Origin of the sequence: Flavobacterium anhuiense (assembly GCF_001705175.1) — a bacterium.
GTDB lineage: Bacteria > Bacteroidota > Bacteroidia > Flavobacteriales > Flavobacteriaceae > Flavobacterium > Flavobacterium anhuiense.
Map to the genome: position 1 here is coordinate 4,890,906 of NZ_CP016907.1, position 20,096 is coordinate 4,911,001.

Sequence of the window (20,096 nt, forward strand, 5' to 3'; positions counted from 1 at the left end):
TTTAAAGTTTTGCATCAATTCATTTTAAAACAATAAAAATGATGGAATCAAAAATACCCGAAGGACCACTTTCAGAAAAATGGAGTACTTATAAATCGAAAGCTAAGCTGGTAAATCCAGCAAATCGGAAAAAACTTAATATTATAGTCGTGGGTACAGGTCTTGCAGGAGCTTCATGCGCTGCATCGCTGGCAGAACAAGGCTATAATATTAAGTCTTTTTGTTTTCAGGACTCTCCTAGACGTGCGCATTCTGTTGCTGCACAAGGTGGCGTAAATGCTGCCAAAAACTACAAAAATGATGGTGACAGCACTTTCAGAATGTTTTACGACACTATAAAAGGCGGCGATTTTAGATCTCGTGAGGCCAATGTTTATCGCTTGGCCGAATGTTCTGCCGCTTTAATTGATCATGCTGTAGCACAAGGAGTTCCTTTTGCAAGGGAATATGCGGGATATTTAAACAACAGATCTTTTGGAGGCGTTCAGGTTTCTCGAACTTTTTATGCTAGAGGACAGACAGGACAACAGCTTTTATTAGGAGCTTATCAAGCCTTGGAACGTCAGGCCGCTTTGGGAAAAGTATCTTTGTACACCCGTCACGAAATGCTCGAACTTGTGGTCATTGATGACAAAGCCAAAGGCATAATTGCACGAAATCTTGAAACTGGCAAATTGGAACGCCATGCTGCAGATGCTGTTGTTCTGGCTTCTGGCGGTTACGGAAAAGTATATTATCTGTCTACTTTAGCTATGGGCTGTAACAGTTCTGCCATTTGGCGCGCGCACAAAAAAGGCGCATTTATGGCTGGTGTAAGCTGGATTCAATTTCATCCTACTTCATTGCCGCAGCATGGTGAAAATCAATCCAAACTGACTTTAATGTCTGAATCGCTTCGAAATGACGGACGAATCTGGGTTCCAAAAAAAGCCGCAGATGACCGAAATGCAAATGCCATTCCCGAAGAAGAGCGTGATTATTATTTAGAGCGCCGTTATCCTTCATTTGGAAATCTGGCTCCAAGAGATATTTCGTCAAGAGCCGCAAAAGAAAGAATTGATGCCGGCCATGGCGTTGGACCTATGAAAAATGCCATCTATCTCGATTTCTCAGATGCCATAAAAGCGCAGGGAAAAGATAAAATAGAAGCCAAATACAGTAATCTTTTTGCTATGTACGAAAAGATTACAGGCATAAACGCTTACAAAGAACCGATGCTGATTTCGCCTTCGGCTCATTTTACCATGGGTGGACTTTGGGTCGATTATGAGCTTATGACTACGATTCCAGGCTTGTTTGCTTTAGGTGAAGCTAATTTTGCGGACCATGGAGCAAATCGTCTTGGGGCAAATTCACTGCTTCAAGCTTGTGTCGATGGTTATTTTATTGCTCCCTACACTATTCCGAACTATTTGGCAGGCGAATTGAATTTGCCTAAACCTGATATTTCGCATCCCGCATTTGAAGAAGCTGAAAAAACAGTGAGAAGACAGCTGGATCGTTTTTTACATACCAACGGAACACTTTCTGCAGATTATTTCCATAAAAAAATCGGACGTCTTTTGTACGAAAAATGCGGTCTTTCGCGAAGCAGAGAAAAACTGGAAGAAGCAATAGTCGAAATTCGAGAACTCAAAGCTTCATTTGAAAAAGACCTCAGAATTACAGGCGATAACACTTTAAACAGCGAACTTGAAAAAGCGGGACGAATTGCAGATTATATAGAATTGGCCGAATTAATGTGTTACGATGCCTTACAGCGTGAAGAATCCTGTGGGGCTCATTTTAGAGAAGAATATCAAACCGCTGATGGAGAAGCTGTCCGTAACGACGATGAATTCTGTTATGTATCGGCTTGGGAATGGAAAGGAGTAAATAATGAACCTGAACTCCATAAAGAACCTTTAACCTTTGAATCGGTAGAACTTGCAGTGAGAAGCTATAAATAAAATGGTGAATTGTTAATTGTAAATTATTAATTAACAATTCATAATTCATAACTCATAATTCATAATTATCTATGAAACTTTATCTAAAAATATGGCGACAGTTTAATTCTTCTACAAAAGGAGAAATGACCGATTATGAAATTGATGGAGTATCAGAACATATGTCGTTTCTAGAAATGCTGGATCTTTTAAATGAGTCTCTTATTCAACAGGGAGAACGCGTAATAGAGTTTGATCATGATTGCCGTGAAGGAATCTGCGGACAATGTGGGGTTATGATTAACGGACGTGCTCACGGACCTCTTAAAAACACTACAACCTGCCAACTTCACATGAGAAGTTTTAAAGATGGAGATACTATTTATATTGAACCATTTCGAGCAAAAGCTTTTCCCGTTTTACGCGATTTGAAAATTGACCGCAAAGCATTTGATTCCATTATTGCTTCAGGAGGTTTTATTGGCGCTTCGACGGGTCAGGCGCCCGAAGCCAACAGCATTCCGATTTCGTATGAAACCGCCGAAGCTGCTTTTGACGCTGCTGCCTGCATCGGATGCGGAGCCTGTGTTGCTTCATGCAAAAATGCCAGCGCAGCTTTGTTTGTTGGCGCCAAAATAACGCATCTAGCGCTCTTACCGCAAGGAAAATTAGAAGCACCTAAACGCGCCGTTTCAATGGTAAAACAAATGGATGAAGAAGGATTTGGTGCGTGTTCGGATACTAGAGCCTGCGAAATAGAATGTCCGCAAGGAATTTCGGTACTTTCAATTGCTAAAATGAATTTGGAGTATATGAAGGCTTTGACTTTTAGGAAGTAAGTTTTTTTGTCGCAAAGGCACAAAGCCACAAAGCTTTTCTTTTTTTAGTTTTTTAAATTTTAAAAACTTTGCGCCTCTGCTTCCGATAGCTATCGGGATTGTGAGATTCAATTGTACTTTAAATACATTGCGCTTATCCTTGGACTCCGCTCAGGAAGACAAAAAAATCCGTATAAAAACTTTGTGCCTTAGCGTCTTCGTGGCAAAACTACACCGTAAAATAAGGCGTCAGGATATCTTCAAAATTATATAATCCTTTTTCTTTCTCTTTAAGATTTTCGGCCACAAAAATAACTCCGTTTCCAAAAGCTTCTCTAGAAATCGATTCATGAATTAAACGCACGGTTTGAAAAGGAAAACCAAAAATAACTTCATGCTTACCGACAATTCCTCCTGCCCTAACCGAATTGATATTTTCTTTATCGACATCTAGCGCTTCTGCTATTTTTACTGCTGTTCCAGATGTTCCTTGTTTCGTTTTAAAATGTTCTTCATTCACTTCAATATCGACCCAAGGTGCAATTTTCTTTAAAAACTTGGCTGCAAACAATAAATAGTTCACTCCCAAAGTAATATTTGGTGACCAAAATACAGTAGTTTTTTTCGAAAGCTTTTTCAGGAAAGCCAACTCTTTATCTTTATAATGTGAAATAGCAGAAATAATTTTTACTTGCTTTTTTGCAGCTACTTCTCCATATGTATATATTCCTTGATGTGACGAAAAATCAATAATGACATCAACAGGATGTTTTTCTAATAATTCTTCTATAGAAGTTTTAGAACTAGAATAGATTAAGCCGGGTTCTTCTGACTGCACTCCAAAAAATTCTGGAACCGATCTGTGTTCTAAAACCGTACTTTGGCGTAAAACCCATTCTAAACAGAATTTTTTATTTTCTAATAATATTGAAGCTACTGATTTTCCAGTTTTTCCGAATCCGATTAATCCTATTTTCATAAGCATTTATTTTTTTATGGGCGAAGCTTGCCCGGTTGAAAATATTGATATTGTAAGATGGCCAATATCAAGTCTAATTTTATTTTTTCGGACAGTTTTTTAACCGTCTGTTTATAAAAATAGAAAAGTCATAACAGAACCACCAATTAAAAATGCTTTTTATAACAATTAAAAAATTAATTAATACAACTTTATCTGTTAATGTACTATAAAAGCATAAAATTTTACAGCAAATTGCTTTTTTAAATTATCTCATTTAAAATGTTAAAAATTGGCTTTAAAAAATAAGTTTCGCACTATACAAGTAAACATATTTTGACTAGATTTATGACCTGATATCCCCAAATTAATATCGTAAATAATGGCTTACAATAACAATGGATTACTTCGTTTTTTAGATGCTCAAAACAAATTGTACTTAACAGCTCTAGACGAAATTAAAAAATGGTAAAAAAGAGTCTCCTTGGATGTGGTTTATTTTTCCTCAAATAAAAGGAATGGGTTCGAGCGATACATCTAAATTTTACGAAATCAAAAATGCCGACGAAGCAATTGCTTTTCTTGAACATCCCATTTTAGGAAAACATCTTTTAGAAATTACTTCTGAATTAATTAAAAAAGAAGAAAACGTATCAGATATTTTTGAAAGCATAGATGTAGAAAATCTTCAATCTTGTATGACTTTATTTGCCAGCGTTCAAAATACTGAACCAATTTTTCAGGAAGTGCTCCATAAATACTTCGATGGTTCGTCTGATTTTCATACACTGCAATTATTGTATAGCAATCTTTGATATTTAACCGCAAAGAGCAAAATCCCGATAGCTATCGGGATACGCAAAGAACGCAAAGTTTTTTTTTGCCAAAGCTTTGCGAACTTTGCGTTTTAATTAAGCATTACATAGAATAAACCATTGCGCACTTTGCGGTTAAAATAAGCGGTTAAACAAGTACATAAATAAACCTATTCTGAATAATTTTTTCAAGAAACATCTTTATTTTTATTTTATTTAGAATTAATATAAATAAACTTTTATATTTGCCGCTTTCTGAGCAAAATTGAGTTGTTTTTAAAATTTACTTAATATTGCTTTTTCCAAAGTAAATTTCGTTTAATGAATAAGAATGTCCGTTTCGAATTAGATCTTTTCCATTCCTTTAAGGAAGGCGACGAAACTGCATTCAAGTTTTTTTACGATAAATATTTTAAGAGAATCCAGTCTTTCAGCATTCAGTTTATTTATGATCAGGACGAAGCTGAAAATCTGGCTCAGGAAGCCTTACTACACCTATGGCAAAGCAGAGAAAATGTGGAATCTATAAACGGAATCCAAGCTTTCTTGTTTACTTATGCCAAATCAAAATGCTTGAATTTGATCCGCCACAACAAAGTGAAGAACAAATTCAAAAATGACCTCTTAAACCACAAAGAAAGAGAATTGAATATTGAAGTTTTAAATTCAATTCAGTTCGACCCTCTAGAATTAACCGAACTAGAACGCATTATTCAGGAATCTATCAGCTATCTGCCTCCAAAAACCAGAGAAGTTTTTATTAAAAAACGCTTTGAAAATAAAAAAAATGCAGAAATCGCCGAAGAATTGGGAGTCTCGCTAAAAGCCGTAGAAGCCCACATGACAAAGGCTTTAAAAATTCTAAAGACCAGATTGTCTGATTATTTGTTCTTGATTTTTATCCTTATTTATAATAATTAAGAATAAAAAGATAGGGTATTTTAATTCTGAGGTGTACTTACAATGTGAGAAGTTTAAAAAAGCAGACATGACATCGGAAATAATAAGCAAATACCTTTCAAATGAAGCTTCGGAACAAGAAGTTCAGGCACTTTTTGACTGGATCGAGGCATCTGACGAAAACAAAAATCAATTTATAAAGGCTAAGAAGATCTGGGCATTAACCACTCTTTCTTCTGATTTATCTATTGAAACCGCTCCGGTAATCCAGATGCAACCCAAAAATAAAATCAGACAGTATGTACAGTACGCTGCGATATTTTTAGTATTTATGGGCTTAGGAACGACTATTTTCTTATTGAACAAAACAACTGAAAATCCAAAAGAAATTGTTCTGGAATTGGGCGACGGCCGTCTGGAATATTTATCTGGAAAAGCTCAGACTGCTTTGCTAAATGATAAAGGCGAATTGATTGCCAAAAAATTTCCGAATGAAATTGTTTATTTTGGTAAAGTCGCAGATCAAAAAGTGATTTACAACACCCTCTCTGTTCCGTACGGAAAACGTTTCAAACTTAAACTCTCAGATGGTACTATTGTGAGTTTAAACTCGGGAACAAATTTACGTTATCCAGAACAGTTTGGTCTAAATGGAAACCGAGATGTATACTTAACCGGTGAAGCATTTTTTGAAGTGGCAAAAGATAAAATGCATCCGTTTATCGTTCATGCAAATCATGCAGATATTGAAGTTCTCGGGACTACCTTTAATGTGAGCGCATATCCTGAAAACCCTACAGTTAATAGTACATTAATTGAGGGAAGCATTCGAATGTCTGAAGCTGCTAATTCTACCAACGTTATTCTGTTAGAACCAAATCAAATGGCAACATGGCAGAATAACTCGAAAAAACTGGCTGTAAAAGAAGTCGATCCAGCCTTTTATGTTGCCTGGACAAAAGGTGAGCTTGCTTTTAAAGACACGCCATTTTCTATAATCGCTAAAATTATTCAGCGTACTTATGATGTTGAAATTATCAACGAAAATTCTGATTTGGCCAAACAGAATTTCACAGGTACAATTAAAATTAGCGAATCTAGTGTCGAAAACATTTTAGATCTTCTAAAGCGTGACACGCCTTTTAATTATTCAATTGACCAAAAAACCATTACAATTACCAATCCGCGATAAATACATAACCATGACATTTACGATACAGCCCTTTTTAAGAAAAATTCTGTTTTTCTTAGCCATTCTCTTATCTGGATTTAAAGGATTTTCTCAGAATAAACTCATAACATTACACGTAAAAAATAAACCTATAAGCCTAATTATCAAATCTATTGAAGAACAAAGTGATTTTAGAATCATTTATAATGCAAAAAAAATAGATACCGATCAATTAGCTGATTTAGATGTCAATAATGCCACCTTAGAAACAGCTTTAAAGAAGTTGCTGAAAGGTACGAATATCTCCTACTACATTCAGAAAAAGCAAGTTTTATTGACAGACGCGACTCGAGTTGATAAATCTAATTCTGGTAACCAGGAAACTGAACGGATGATTAAAGGAACAGTTTACAGCGCAAAAGACAAACAGCCTCTTCCTGGTGCCACTATTCGCGTAAATGGAACTGGAATGGGTGCCATAACCGATTCAAATGGAAAATTTGCTTATGAACTAAAAGGTGAAAACATTAAGGATCAGATTCTTGAAGTTGCTTATTTAGGAATGGAACCACAATCACAAACAGCGGGATACAAAAAAGAATTTGTTTTTTATCTTCAAGAAGTTACAGATGAATTGAATCCTGTTATCATTACTTCTTCTTATGGAACTACAAAATTAAAAGAAGAAATTGTCGGAAGTATTTCGACTTTACAGGCAAAAGACATCGCAGTTGAACAGGCTTCTGAAAGTTTTGACAAAATGATTACAGGACAAATTGCAGGGGTTTTGGTCGAAAATACTTCTGGTGTTGGCGGACCAGTTAAAATTAACATCCGCGGACAAGGAACTTTACCTTCTTTATCTGGAGCACGTATTGGTACATCCAGCCAGCCTCTTATCATTATTGATGGAGTGATTATGGGTGAAGAATATGGTATTGACAGTGCTTATTTTAGCGGAAATGGAGATTTTACTGAAAATTTCGGAAATCCTTTAATGAAAATTGCGCCAGAAATTATTGAAACAATATCGGTTCTTAAAGATGCCGCTGCAGTTGGAATTTATGGAGCTGACGGAGCAAATGGAGTAATTTTAATTACCACTAAAAAAGGAAAAAAAGGAAAAACTCAGTTTGGTTTCTCTAATCAGCTAGGTATTTCATCTGCCATTAATCAGATTAAATATCTTAATGGCGAGCAGTACACAGAGCTACGAAATGAATTTTTGAAAAATACTTCTCCAGGAACTGCGCCGCTTACTTACAATGGTGTAAGTACAGATTGGTTTAGACTTTTGAACAAGTCAGGGATTTTTAATAAATACAATTTTAATGTTTCTGGTTCTACATCAAAAATTTCATACCGAACCAATATCAGCTATACCAAAATTGACGAACCGCAAATGGGCAACAGCACCAAACAATTGAATGCGGGAATTAATCTTGGATATAGCTCTGGAAAATTAGATATTAGTTTAATGCTGAACCCTAGTTATATCCAGAAAGATGCTCCTAATATTTTTTATTCTTTTGCTTACCTCCCTACTCTGTCTCCATACAACGCTGATAGTTCTTATTCTTATCTAGGAGTCAGTGGTATGACGAGAGGAAATCCTTTAGCGGCAATCGAGCAGAATAAAAATGAAGCCAATACCTATGGTATTTTAGGAAGTCTTGGTATTTCGTATAAGCTGAATAATTTCTTGAAATTCACTACTCTTTTCGGAATGGATTATGTTGATAAAGACCAGGATCGTTATTTTTCTGCTGAGAACGAAAGCGGTCAATTTACAGGAACTTTTGTCTTAGATAATATTACTTATCCAAGATGGGGACGACGTCTTTTGAACCAAAGAAATGCAACGAAATGGAACTGGCAGGGTCAAGCTTTATTCGATAAACAACTTAATGAAAATCACACCATTGACGGTGTTGTAGGTTTTGAACTTTCTGAAGATAAAACTGATTTTCACTATCAATCTGGGATAGGTTTCGTAAATCCAAATGTTATAAATCCTGTCTCTAATGCAATGCGAGATGATAATCCGTTAACTCCTAATGTGGATGAATCTACAAGCAACCAGACTTATGGAAATGAAATTAGCTATAATTCAAGAGTTTCTTTGTTTTCACAAGTCAATTATAATTATAAAAAACGTTACTACTTGTTAGCTAATTTCCGCCGTGATCAAAGTTCTGTTTTTGGAGATGATAATGATGTAGCCAATAATGGAGGCGCTGGAGCAAGCTGGATTATAAGTAATGAAAGCTTTTTTAACAATAATTCCTGGGTGAATTTCTTAAAATTAAAAACAAGCTACGGTACAACAGGAAACTCTAGAATTGGTTCATATCGTTCAAAAGGATTATATAATTACGTTCAAAACAACTATAATGGCGGTACAGGCGCAACTCCAGGTTACGCACCAAACGGAAATTTAGGCTGGGAAAAGAACACAAAATTCAATGCTGGAATTGACTTCAATATCTTTAACAGAATTGAATTTACACTTGAATACTATCGTGACAACAAAAGCGATATGATTACTACAAGAGATATTCCTACTGAAACTGGTTACAATTCTATGCAATTAAATGCTGCAAGCATGTATAATCAAGGATTAGAATTTCAAACTCGAATTAAATGGATAAAAAATGATAATTTCAAATGGACTACCGCTTTTAATATTTCTACTGTCGATAGTAAAGTGACTGACTTAAAAGGTTTAGGAAGCGATTTTTCTACAGCCGAACTAGCTTTAGCCCAAAAAATTGGTTACAGTTCAACTACAGTTTGGGGAATAAACTGGGTAGGCGTTGATCCAGCAACAGGAAGAGATTTAGTTACAAAAAATGGACAAGTTTATGATCTTGCAACTTACAAATCTTTATTTACTATTGCTGATTGGGAACCAATTGGAGATACTCAAGCAAAAGCTTATGGCGGATTCTACAATAGCTTTACATTTTACAAAAATCTTGCATTAACTTTTAGAGGAGATTTTCAATTAGGGGGTGATTTCTTTGCTTCGGATGCTGTAATTGATAAATATTCGAATACTTCAAACAGAAATCTTTCTATAAATGCCTATAATCACTGGAGAAATCCAGGAGATGTTGTGCCTTATGCTGCTGTAACAATTGTACCAGTCACTGCAAATTTGAGTAAATATGTTTACGATGCTACTTATGTAAGACTAAGCAATATTAACTTGAGTTATAATGTGCCAATCAAAAATATATTTCTAGACTCACTTGCCGTTTTTGCTGATGCTACAAATGTATTGTACTGGTACAAGGAAAAAAGTCCAAAAGGAATGAATGGAATTCGAGAATTTAGTTTTATCTATCCACAGGCAAGAACAATTTCGCTTGGTGTAAATGCAAAATTTTAAAACGATGAAATATTTAAAATACATAACAATAATAATTCTGATTTTTTCATTACAAAGCTGTAGTGATTTTCTGGAACAAGAGCCTGGAACCCAAACATCCATAGATGAACTTTTACAAAATAAAGAAGGGGTTTTAATCGCTCTAAAAGGACTTTACCGCGATGTAGAAGCTAATGTGAGAGGTGAACGTTTTGCTGTTTATTCTGATTTACAAGGCGGGAATATAAAATTTACACCTACCTCATCTGGAAATAGTGCTGGGCAGATTACCTCAGGAGTAAACATTAGAGAAGTGTACTCTTTTGAAGATACTGCAGAGACAAGTAATTTTGTTAGTTTTTACAGTGGCAATTACAGTATCATTAATCAGGCTAATTTACTTTTAGAATATACGCCTAAATTAACTGATGCAACTGATTCCGAAAAAAAACAGATAATAGCCGAAGCTTTAACCATAAGAGCGTATGCCCACTTTTTGTTATCGCAAGTTTATTGCCAAAACTATTCTTATACTTCAAATGCTTCACATTTGGGTATTGTGTACAATAAAGAATCCATAAAAGAGGGACTTAAATATCCAAAGAGGGAAACGCTTGCGGTTACTTATTCACTTATTATTGAAGATCTTAAATTGGCTATAGAAAATTATACCGACAATCCTTCAATGGCTGGACCGACCTATTCTTATTTTAACAGGAACAATACAAAAGCACTATTAGCTAGAATTTATTTGTACAAAAGAGACTGGACAAATGCCTATGAAACAGCAAATGATGTAATTACAAGTTCGGGATTCCAATTAATGAGTTCTGAAAATTATATTGCACAATGGGCGCAACCAGATCTTCCTGTTTCTGAGGCTTTACTAGAGTTTTCAATTCCAAAAGATGCCGAAAACGCAGCAACCTCTTCAATGGCTAGTTATTTTGGCTACAATTCAAATACATATGCAAAGTATGTTGCTTCAAATGATCTTGTAAACCTTTATGAGAATAATGACATCAGAAAGCAATTATTTCTAACGGTTAATCTTCAAACTTTAGTAAATGGGCTGTTAACTCCTCTCCCATACAATTTTACAAGGAAATTTCAAGATAATGCTGGTTATGTAGCCTTTAGACTTAGCGAGATGTATTTAATTCGTGCCGAAGCAGCGCTAGAAAACAACCAGTATACAATTGCAATGCAAGACATCAATACAATTCGTGCGCGTGCTAATGCCACTTTACTTACAAACACTTCAAACCTAAAAGAAGAAATACTTTTAGAAAGAAGAAAAGAACTTTGCTTTGAAGGACATTTGTTTTTTGATCTAATGCGTAATCACAAAGATATTTCAAGAAATGACGGGTGTATTTCTACAAACTGCGGTATGAAATATCCATCTCTAAAATTTGTGCTTCCAATCCCACAATCCAATATTAATCTTAATGAAAACTTACAGCAAAATGAATCCTATTAAGATATTTAGCATATTATCAGCAGCATTACTTTTGGCTTCCTGCTCAAAAGATGATTACAAACTAGGCTCTGAGATTGACCCGTACTTAAGATTTAACTTCTTGGTAAACAGCAATAATATTCCGTTAGAATATCCTACGGTAAATTCTGTTTTAGTACCTCAGTCCACATATACAAATAGTTCTGTAAAAACCCTAAAAGTTCCAGTTGCTTTAACTACTCGTGCCTTAAAAAGTGCGGTAACCACAAATTTCAGTGCGGTTTCTTCAACTGGAGACAACGAAAGTTTTACTGTTAATCCATTAAATCAATTAGTATTTGAAGGCAGTAAATTAACAGATACCATTTATGTTTCTTTTGATAAAAGATGGGTTGCAAACCAAAGCATCAATCTAAAACTCGAAACGGTTTCTGATCCTGATATTCATATCGGAAATTTAAACACAGCATATCCAAACAATACTTTCAAAATTGATTTGGGAACAATTGCAACTAACTACACTTTCCCTGTAACGCAATATAATGTCAAAGGTGAAGTAGGCGAAACAATTGATTTTGAAGTGAACTTCCCTAATGGCTTTTTCCCTGAAGAAATTAAAAATGCTAATTTTTTCAAATTTCAAAACGGTTTTGAATATTCTTTAACGCGCGATGATTTTGGCGATAACAGAAGTTCTGTAACATATCATTTAACTCTTTTAGAAGATCTGCAAAATGATGATGCCCGTTACGAATCAAAAATTACTTTAATAAATATTCCTAATTACACTGCTACAGGAAACACCAATCTGACAATTGTAAAACCGATAAAATCTCTAAGAGATATTCAGGCAAATCCAGCATCAAAATTTACCGATCCTACAAATGCGTTTTATTTGACTTATGGAGAACATTGGTTTAGCAACGGAACCACTTGTACTTGGCAAACTTTCAACGCTCTGACTTTTCCTGTTGTAGTTACAAAAGATGATCCGAATGCTATATTATATAGCGATAAAGGAACAACAAATCCTAATGACGATGTGTATCACGATGCATTCAAAATCGGGTTTAACGTTGCGAGCGGAACCAATACAGTAAATTCTTTTGGTTTAAAAAGATGGTTTTCTAACGAAAGCAACTCAGCTGCAATTTCTCCTGGATTCAATATTAAATCTGCTTTGGAATTTTTCCCTGCAAACGGAAACAGCAAAACCGAAGGAACTGTTTTAGTAATTCCACAAGACATTACAATCGGATCAAGTGCAACAAATACTCATGTTATTGCCATTTCTGGCGAAGGTACATACAAAGAAATCAGCAATGGCTTATATGAAATCTCATTTGAATTAAAACTGACAAATGATAAACTATTTGGAGGAACAGTGTCAACACAATACAGAATGTACAACAATAGAACATATCCAAAACCAACGGCATTGAGCATTCCGTGTCCTAAAGAAGTTACGTTATAATTATGAATTGTGAGTTATAAATTATGAATGTTTTACCTAGTGAACTTTGTCAAAATTTAAAACTTCAACAAAGTTCCGTGACAAATTGAAACCTGTCCCGATAGCTATCGGGATGAAACAAAAACCAAAAAGAATTGAAAAAGCTAATCTTCCCTCTCCTATTCCTGCTATGCTTGACGGCATACAAAAGCGTGGAAAATCCTAATTACATTGATATTCAGGAATTACGAAAAATCTATTCCAGCGGAGACTCATCAAAATGGCCTGCTGCAGAATTACATGAAAGTGTAGACAAATCTAAATTTCAGGATATTGGCGTTTTACCCGCTGTTCCTTATCCTGCTTATAATCCGTATTCAAAAGAAAAAGAAAGTTTGGGTAAGATTTTGTTTTTTGATCCAAGATTATCGCAAAGCGGACAAATTGCATGCGCTTCGTGCCACAATCCTGAACTGGGCTGGACAGATAATTTAACGCGTTCATTTGGCCACGACAGGCAAACCGGAAAACGCAATTCGATGACCATTTTAAATTCGGCGTATGCCACTTCCCTGTTTTGGGATGGACGTGCGTCAAGTCTTGAAGATCAAGCGCAGTTTCCTGTTCAGGATCCTTTAGAAATGAATGAAAAATTGACGATTGCTGTTGACAAAATTGCAAAAATAAAAGGTTACAATTCTTTATTTACGGAGGCTTTTGGAGACAAAAAAGTGACTTTAGAGCGAATTCAATACGCTATTGCTACTTTCGAAAGATCGATTAATAGTCCGAAAAGTAAATTTGATCAGTTTGTAAGCGGAAAATCAGACATTTATACCGATCAGCAAGTAAATGGAATGCATTTGTTCAGAACCAAAGCACAATGTATCAACTGCCACAATACGCCTTATTTCAGCGACAATCAGTTTCATAATGACGGGCAGACTTTATTCGGAACCAAAAATGAAGATTTCGGACGTTACAATGTTACTAAAGATGTAAAAGATATTGGCAAATTTAGAACCCCAACTCTTCGTGAAGTTGTAAACACAAGACCATGGATGCATCATGGACATTTTCCAACTTTATTGGACGTGGTCGAATTATACAATTTAGGAAATCCTTCTCCTGTGCAGAAAAAATATCTAGGAACTGCTCGCGATTCTTTGATTCCAAAAGTGGATCCTGCACTTAAAAAATTAAACTTAAGCAAAGAAGAAATAAGCGATTTACTAGCTTTTATTGAAACTTTAAGTACTCCAACAAGAAGAATTATCACTCCAGAAATGCCAAAATAAATTAGTTATACAATTTGTATTTTGCCACAAAAAGTGCAAATCTTCCAAGCCCTTTCTTTATGAAACGGGCTTTTTTTATTTTTAAACTTCATCTTTTGAATATATTTGTGGTCAACCAAACTTATACGCCATGCAATTATTAATTATTCCAAAAACCACAAGTTATGAAAAGAAGTTTCTTCTTGCTCTTTCTTTCGGCAATCACTTCTTTAGGCATTGCTCAAAGTAAAGACTCAAATTCTAAACCCAATATTATTATCATCAATATGGATGATATGGGTTATGGTGACACAGAACCGTACGGAATGACGGGAGTTAATACTCCACATTTCAATCAAATTGCCGAAGAAGGAATGCGTTTAACCAATTTTAATGCTGGACAAGCTATTTGTACAGCTTCTCGAGCTGCCTTACTAACAGGCTGTTATCCTAACAGAATTGGAATGTCAGGCGTATTGCTTCCAGGAGCTAAACACGCTTTGAATCCGAATGAAGAAACGATTGCATCGCTTTTAAAGAAAAACGGTTACAAAACTGCCAATTACGGCAAATGGCATTTAGGCAATGTATTGCCTTACTGGCCTACCAATTATGGTTTTGATGAGTTTTTCGGGATTCCGTATTCGCACGATGTATGGCCAATTGATTATGATGGGTACTCAAAAGTTACCGATTCTAAAGACATGCGTTCGAGCTTTCCTCCGCTTCCTTTAATCAGTAATACAACCGTTATTGATACGATTGAAAACATCAAAGATGCTTCAAAACTAACCACGCTTTTTACCGAAAAAGCAATAGGTTTTATCAAAAAAAATAAAAAAGATCCTTTCTTTTTATACCTGACTCATCCTCTGCCTCACGCTCCTTTGGCGGTTTCAGACAAATTTAAAGGCAAAAGCGATTTAGGCCTTTTTGGTGATGTTATTATGGAACTGGATTGGTCTATTGGCGAGATTATAAATGCGCTAGATAAAGAAGGAATTGCTAAAAACACCGTTTTAATCATCACCAGCGACAATGGGTCTTGGCTTGTTTTTGGTGATAATGCAGGTTCTTCGGGAGGTTTTAGAGAAGGAAAATCTACCACTTGGGAAGGCGGCACAAGAGTTCCTTTCCTGATTCGTTGGCCTGGCAAAATAAAAGGCGGTTCTGTAAACAGTTCGCTTATGACCAATATGGATTTATTACCTACAATTGCCACAATAACAGGAGCTTCTTTACCTAAAAATCAAATTGACGGTTTAAACTTTCTTCCTGTCTTAACTGGAAAAACAGCTTCTGGTCCGAGAGAAATTTTTTATTATTATTTTGGAGTTGGAAGCAATAATCTAGAAGCTATTCGCTACAAACACTGGAAATTGGTTTTTCCGCACAAAAGCATAACCTACAACAAAAAGCTACAAGGAAAAGATGGATATCGCGGTGAAGGTGCGTCTGCAGAATTTCCTATGGCACTTTACGATTTAGCGCACGATCCGGGAGAAGTGCGTGATGTGCAGCAATTATATCCCGAAATTGTAGCCAAAATTCAGAAAATTGCAGATACTGCAAGAGAAGATCTTGGTGATGATTTAAATCAAAAGGTTGGAAAAAATATTAGAAAACCTGCTACATATTAAAATATAAGAGCCCGACCACAATCGGGCTTTTTAATTGAAAATCAATTATAAGATGAAAGTTTTTTCGATAATCTTACAACAATTGGTATCTATCTTTTTGTAGCTTTATAGATTATTTAAAAATGCCATTAAGCGCCAATCCATAATTTTTTACTATCTTTTTATTGATACATAAAATACCTCTTCAACCTTGAAATTATTGGCATTTCTTAAATTTGACTAGAACTCAAAAGAAGCTTTTTCTTTTATAAAAATTTACTGCCATGAGAATAGATCAGATACAAATCAAAACAAACGATATTCAAAAAACGAAAGCATTTTATCAGAACATTTTTGGACTTTTCATTCTAGAAAATGATCAAAAATCGATAACATTTCAAGCAGGAACTTCTATTTTAAAATTTGTTGAAGATTCAGATTTTAATTCCATATATCATTTTGCTTTCAATATTCCCGAAAACCAACTTGAACAAGCTATTCAATGGTGCAAGGACAAAGTTGATTTAATTGTTCTGGAAGATAAAAGCGTCGTTACCAATTTCGAAAATTGGAATGCACATTCTATATATTTCTTCGATCACAACGGAAATTTACTCGAATTCATTGCTCGACATGACCTTAATAATGAACAAGTTGGCGAGTTTAATTCTGCTTCGATTTTAAACATAAGCGAAATCGGAATTGTTACGGAAAGTCCATTACAATTAGGAAATCAGTTAATCGAAGAACACGGATTGCATTTCTTTTCTCAAAATACAAATACCGATAAATTTGCTGCAATTGGCGATCATGAAGGTTTATTGATTCTGGTACAGCCTACTAGAAATTGGTATCCAACTCAAATTCCTTCTGAAAGTAATCCGGTGAAAATAACTTTGGAAAATAATGACAACATAATTGAATTGTTTTTTTAAAACACTTTGTTTCAAACATATAAAAATATAATTTGTATTTTCATCTTTCAAAAAGCTGAAAAATGATTTTAAAATATCTGAAACCATTTGGACTTGTCTTGCTGTTATTTAGTTTTTATACTTCTAAAGGACAAAACAATCTGAGTAACGAAGCTTTGCTTGCAGAAGCTTCGTTATTGCATCTTCAAAAAGATTATAAAAATGCTATTCTGAAACTGGAGAAAGCATTTTCAATCCAAAAACCAGATGCTTTGAATGCCTACAAAGCGGCTGGAATGTATTCGCTTGACGAAAATAAAACTAAAGCTTTACAGTATTTAAACTTATCGCTAGATAAAGGCTGGACAGAAGCCGATCAATTACTGATCGATCCATATTTTGATTTCATTAGAAATAATTATTCTGAAGAATGGAAAATCATTGTGCAAAAAGCGCATTTAAAAGAACAAGAATATGAAAAGACACTGAAACTGCCAGAACTTCGAAAACAAATTAACGCAATGGGAATTGAAGACCAGAAAGTCAGGTATTCTAAAATTCAAACTTCAGATCCCGAAAAATTGAATGCTTTACAGCAGAAAATTAACGAACTGGATTATAAAAATCTTTCTACGGCAAAAGAGATTCTAAGAAGCAACGGCTGGCCAAAAATATCTCAAATAGGAAAAGATGGCGCTCATAATTTCTGGCTTATTGTCCAGCACTCAGATCAAGATATTTTGTTCCAAAAAAAGGCTTTGGAAGAAATGGAAAAATTAAAAGGGACAAAAGAACTTGAAATTGAAAATTATGCATTTTTGTATGACAGAGTTCAATGCAATTTAAATTACAAACAAGTTTACGGAACACAAGTAAATTGGACGCAAAATGGAGAAGCTTCGAGTTTTCGAAGTATCATCAAAGAAAATGAAACCGATAAAAGAAGAGCCTCTTTAGAACTTCTTCCTTTAAGAATTTATGCTTTGAATTATGGTTTTAAATACATTCTTCCAACAGCAGCAATTGCTTCAAAAAAGGATCAAAAAGACAAAGAAGATACTTTAAGTCTCATCAACTCCGCTAAAAAATATTATGAATCAAAAGAATTTCAGAATGTCTATGAAAATTATAATAACGCTTCAATGATTTTAGGAGGAATGACTAGCGCTCAAAATTTTGAAGCAGCAGAACTTTTTGCGAAAATTTACAATCAAACGAACGAAGAGCAATATCGAAGTATTGCTTTAGATTTTTTAAGTTTAAACCATCTTAGAGGCGATTTAAACTTAAAATCATTATTGTCGAATGCTGCATTTCAAAAATTCTATTCTGAAAATAGATGGAAAGATATTGTCGGCAGTTTATAATCTCTTAAAACCTCATCCTCTGAATCCTAACCGCATTCAAAATCGCTAAAAGTGCTACTCCCACATCTGCAAAAACAGCTTCCCACATGGTTGCAAGTCCGCCCGCGCCAAGAATTAAGACAAAAGCTTTAACTACGAATGCCAAAGTAATATTCTGCCAGACAATCTTTTTGGTTTGTTTCCCAATATTGATTGCCATTGCAATTTTGCTAGGTTTATCATCTTGAATAACCACATCGGCAGTTTCTATTGCAGCATCGCTTCCTAAACCTCCCATCGCAATTCCAACCGTACTTAAAGCAATTACAGGCGCATCGTTTACTCCGTCGCCGACAAAAGCAATCGTTTCGTTTTTTGCTTTAATTTCATTGACTTTATTGACTTTATCTTCTGGAAGCAAATCACCAAAAGCTTTTGTGATTCCCAATTTATCAGCAACAAATTGAACCACATTGGTTTTATCTCCGCTCAACATGGTCAATTTTACTCCTAAAGATTTTAGTTTAGAAACCGTTTCTTTAGCATCTGCTTTAATTTCATCTGCAATAGTTAAGTAACCAGCGAATTTACTTTCGTAAGCGATAGCAATTGTCGTATAAACGATTGAAGATGGATCAATGTCATACGAAATCGAATATTTATCCAAGAGTTTAAAATTCCCAACAAACAATTCTTTTCCGTTGTGAGTTGCTTTTAGTCCATGCCCTGAGATTTCTTCGATTTCTTTTAACTCCACCGAAGAGTCAATTGGTCCAACATGATTGTGAATAGCTGTAGCCACGGGATGCGTGCTTCTATTTTCAAGAGCATTGACTAATCTTAAGATTTCATTTTTATCGAATTCTGGTTTTATGATAACTTCTTGAACTTTAAAAACGCCTTCGGTCATAGTTCCTGTTTTGTCTACCACAACATTCTGAATCGTCGAAATACTGTCAAGAAAATTACTGCCTTTAAACAGGATTCCGTTTCTGCTTGCAGCGCCGATTCCACCAAAATAACCAAGCGGAATACTAATAACCAAAGCGCACGGGCAAGAAATCACAAGAAAAACCAACGATCTGTAAAGCCAATCTGTAAAAACATAATTCTCAACAAAAAGCATCGGAATCAAACAAATTCCAATGGCGAGAAATACTACAATTGGCGTATAAATTTTCGCAAACTTTCTAATAAACAATTCCGCTGGCGCTTTTTTAGTTGTGGCATTTTGTACGAGTTCCAGAATTTTAGACAATTTACTGTCGCTGTAAGCGGTTGTTACTTTTACTTCGGCAATAGTATTGCCATTTATCATTCCTGCCAAAACAGTTTCGCCTTTCTTCTTAGTATCGGGTTTACTTTCTCCCGTTAAAGCCGCTGTATTAAACGAAGCGAAGTCTGATAACAATTCGCCATCCAAACCCAATTTTTCGCCTGCTTTTAGCTGAATAATCGCTCCAATCTGTACCTCTTTAGCTTTTACTTTTACTGCGACATTGTTTTCTAATATGTGAACCTCATCGGGACGCTGATCCAGCAGACTTTTAATACTCGATTTTGCTCTGTTAACTGCCATTCCTTGAAAAGTTTCTCCAATCGTATAAAACAGCATAACAGCGACACCTTCCGGGTATTCTCCGATGGCAAAAGCTCCGATTGTAGCAATGCACATGAGGAAAAACTCAGAGAAAATGTCTCCTTTTACAATACTTTCGTAAGCTTCTTTTAAAACAGGAAGCCCGACTGGAAGATACGCAATTGCATACCACGCAATTCTAACATATCCTGTAAACCAATCTTGCGGAAAATAATTATCTAAACCAATTCCGAAAATCAGTAAAATAAAGGATATAATCGAAGGCAAAAATAGTTTAAACCAACTGCCACTTGCATTGTGTTCATGATCATGTCCATCGTAATCATGTGCCTCATTATCAGAATGCACGGGTTCATCATGCGAACAGCAGCAGGAAGATTTGGCTTTATTTGTAGCGTTTTTTACTTCTTTATCTTGATGTATCATTTTTTTGAGTTTCATGCTTCAGGTTTCATGCTTTGA

General features: G+C 35.2%; 14 protein-coding genes. 12 read left to right on the forward strand and 2 right to left on the reverse strand.

Annotated features, from left to right (window positions below; translation table 11 throughout):
• The first annotated feature begins 38 nt into the window (after positions 1-38).
• A complete protein-coding gene (locus tag BB050_RS20590; protein ID WP_066034939.1) occupies positions 39-1,949 on the forward strand; it encodes a fumarate reductase/succinate dehydrogenase flavoprotein subunit in 1,911 nt (636 codons plus the stop codon).
• 71 nt (positions 1,950-2,020) lie between these two features.
• The gene (locus tag BB050_RS20595) at positions 2,021-2,767 is read left to right on the forward strand and encodes a succinate dehydrogenase/fumarate reductase iron-sulfur subunit (protein ID WP_066034940.1); all 747 of its coding nucleotides are present in this window, start codon (positions 2,021-2,023) and stop codon (positions 2,765-2,767) included.
• A 208-nt stretch (positions 2,768-2,975) separates the two neighbouring features.
• Here the strand turns inward: BB050_RS20595 and BB050_RS20600 are convergent, their stop codons facing one another.
• Positions 2,976-3,725 carry a 4-hydroxy-tetrahydrodipicolinate reductase gene (locus BB050_RS20600; RefSeq protein ID WP_066035249.1) on the reverse strand — a complete coding sequence of 250 codons (750 nt, stop codon included), beginning with the start codon at positions 3,723-3,725 and terminating at the stop codon, positions 2,976-2,978.
• 467 nt (positions 3,726-4,192) lie between these two features.
• Between BB050_RS20600 and BB050_RS20605 the strand changes: the two genes are divergently transcribed.
• The 10 genes from BB050_RS20605 (at position 4,193) to BB050_RS20650 (ending at position 18,055) form a co-directional block, all read left to right on the forward strand.
• Positions 4,193-4,519, forward strand: coding sequence for a DUF1810 domain-containing protein (locus tag BB050_RS20605; RefSeq protein ID WP_335583304.1), 327 nt, complete (start codon positions 4,193-4,195; stop codon positions 4,517-4,519).
• Positions 4,520-4,840: 321 nt separating this feature from the next.
• Positions 4,841-5,440, forward strand: a complete 600-nt coding sequence (locus BB050_RS20610; RefSeq protein ID WP_066034941.1) for an RNA polymerase sigma-70 factor — start codon at positions 4,841-4,843, stop codon at positions 5,438-5,440.
• A gap of 67 nt (positions 5,441-5,507) precedes the next feature.
• Positions 5,508-6,611 (forward strand): FecR family protein, encoded by a 1,104-nt coding sequence (locus BB050_RS20615; RefSeq protein ID WP_066034942.1) that lies wholly within the window; start codon positions 5,508-5,510, stop codon positions 6,609-6,611.
• 10 nt (positions 6,612-6,621) lie between these two features.
• Entirely contained in the window at positions 6,622-9,984 is a 3,363-nt protein-coding gene (locus BB050_RS20620; RefSeq protein ID WP_066034943.1) for a SusC/RagA family TonB-linked outer membrane protein, read from the forward strand.
• Between the two features lie 4 nt (positions 9,985-9,988).
• Positions 9,989-11,446 (forward strand): RagB/SusD family nutrient uptake outer membrane protein, encoded by a 1,458-nt coding sequence (locus BB050_RS20625; RefSeq protein WP_236940384.1) that lies wholly within the window; start codon positions 9,989-9,991, stop codon positions 11,444-11,446.
• Positions 11,415-12,899, forward strand: a complete 1,485-nt coding sequence (locus BB050_RS20630; RefSeq protein WP_066034945.1) for a hypothetical protein — start codon at positions 11,415-11,417, stop codon at positions 12,897-12,899. The genes BB050_RS20625 and BB050_RS20630 overlap by 32 nt, the downstream gene beginning before the upstream one ends.
• 134 nt (positions 12,900-13,033) lie before the next feature.
• The gene (locus BB050_RS20635) at positions 13,034-14,176 is read left to right on the forward strand and encodes a cytochrome-c peroxidase (RefSeq protein WP_066034946.1); all 1,143 of its coding nucleotides are present in this window, start codon (positions 13,034-13,036) and stop codon (positions 14,174-14,176) included.
• Positions 14,177-14,340: 164 nt separating this feature from the next.
• The gene (locus tag BB050_RS20640) at positions 14,341-15,795 is read left to right on the forward strand and encodes a sulfatase family protein (RefSeq protein ID WP_066034947.1); all 1,455 of its coding nucleotides are present in this window, start codon (positions 14,341-14,343) and stop codon (positions 15,793-15,795) included.
• 263 nt (positions 15,796-16,058) lie between these two features.
• Complete coding sequence (locus BB050_RS20645; protein ID WP_066034948.1) at positions 16,059-16,709, forward strand: VOC family protein; 651 nt, start codon at positions 16,059-16,061, stop codon at positions 16,707-16,709.
• Between the two features lie 62 nt (positions 16,710-16,771).
• Positions 16,772-18,055, forward strand: a complete 1,284-nt coding sequence (locus tag BB050_RS20650) for a DUF6624 domain-containing protein (protein WP_066034949.1) — start codon at positions 16,772-16,774, stop codon at positions 18,053-18,055.
• A gap of 4 nt (positions 18,056-18,059) precedes the next feature.
• Here the strand turns inward: BB050_RS20650 and BB050_RS20655 are convergent, their stop codons facing one another.
• Complete coding sequence (locus BB050_RS20655; RefSeq protein WP_083219916.1) at positions 18,060-20,060, reverse strand: heavy metal translocating P-type ATPase; 2,001 nt, start codon at positions 20,058-20,060, stop codon at positions 18,060-18,062.
• Positions 20,061-20,096: the final 36 nt, after the last annotated feature.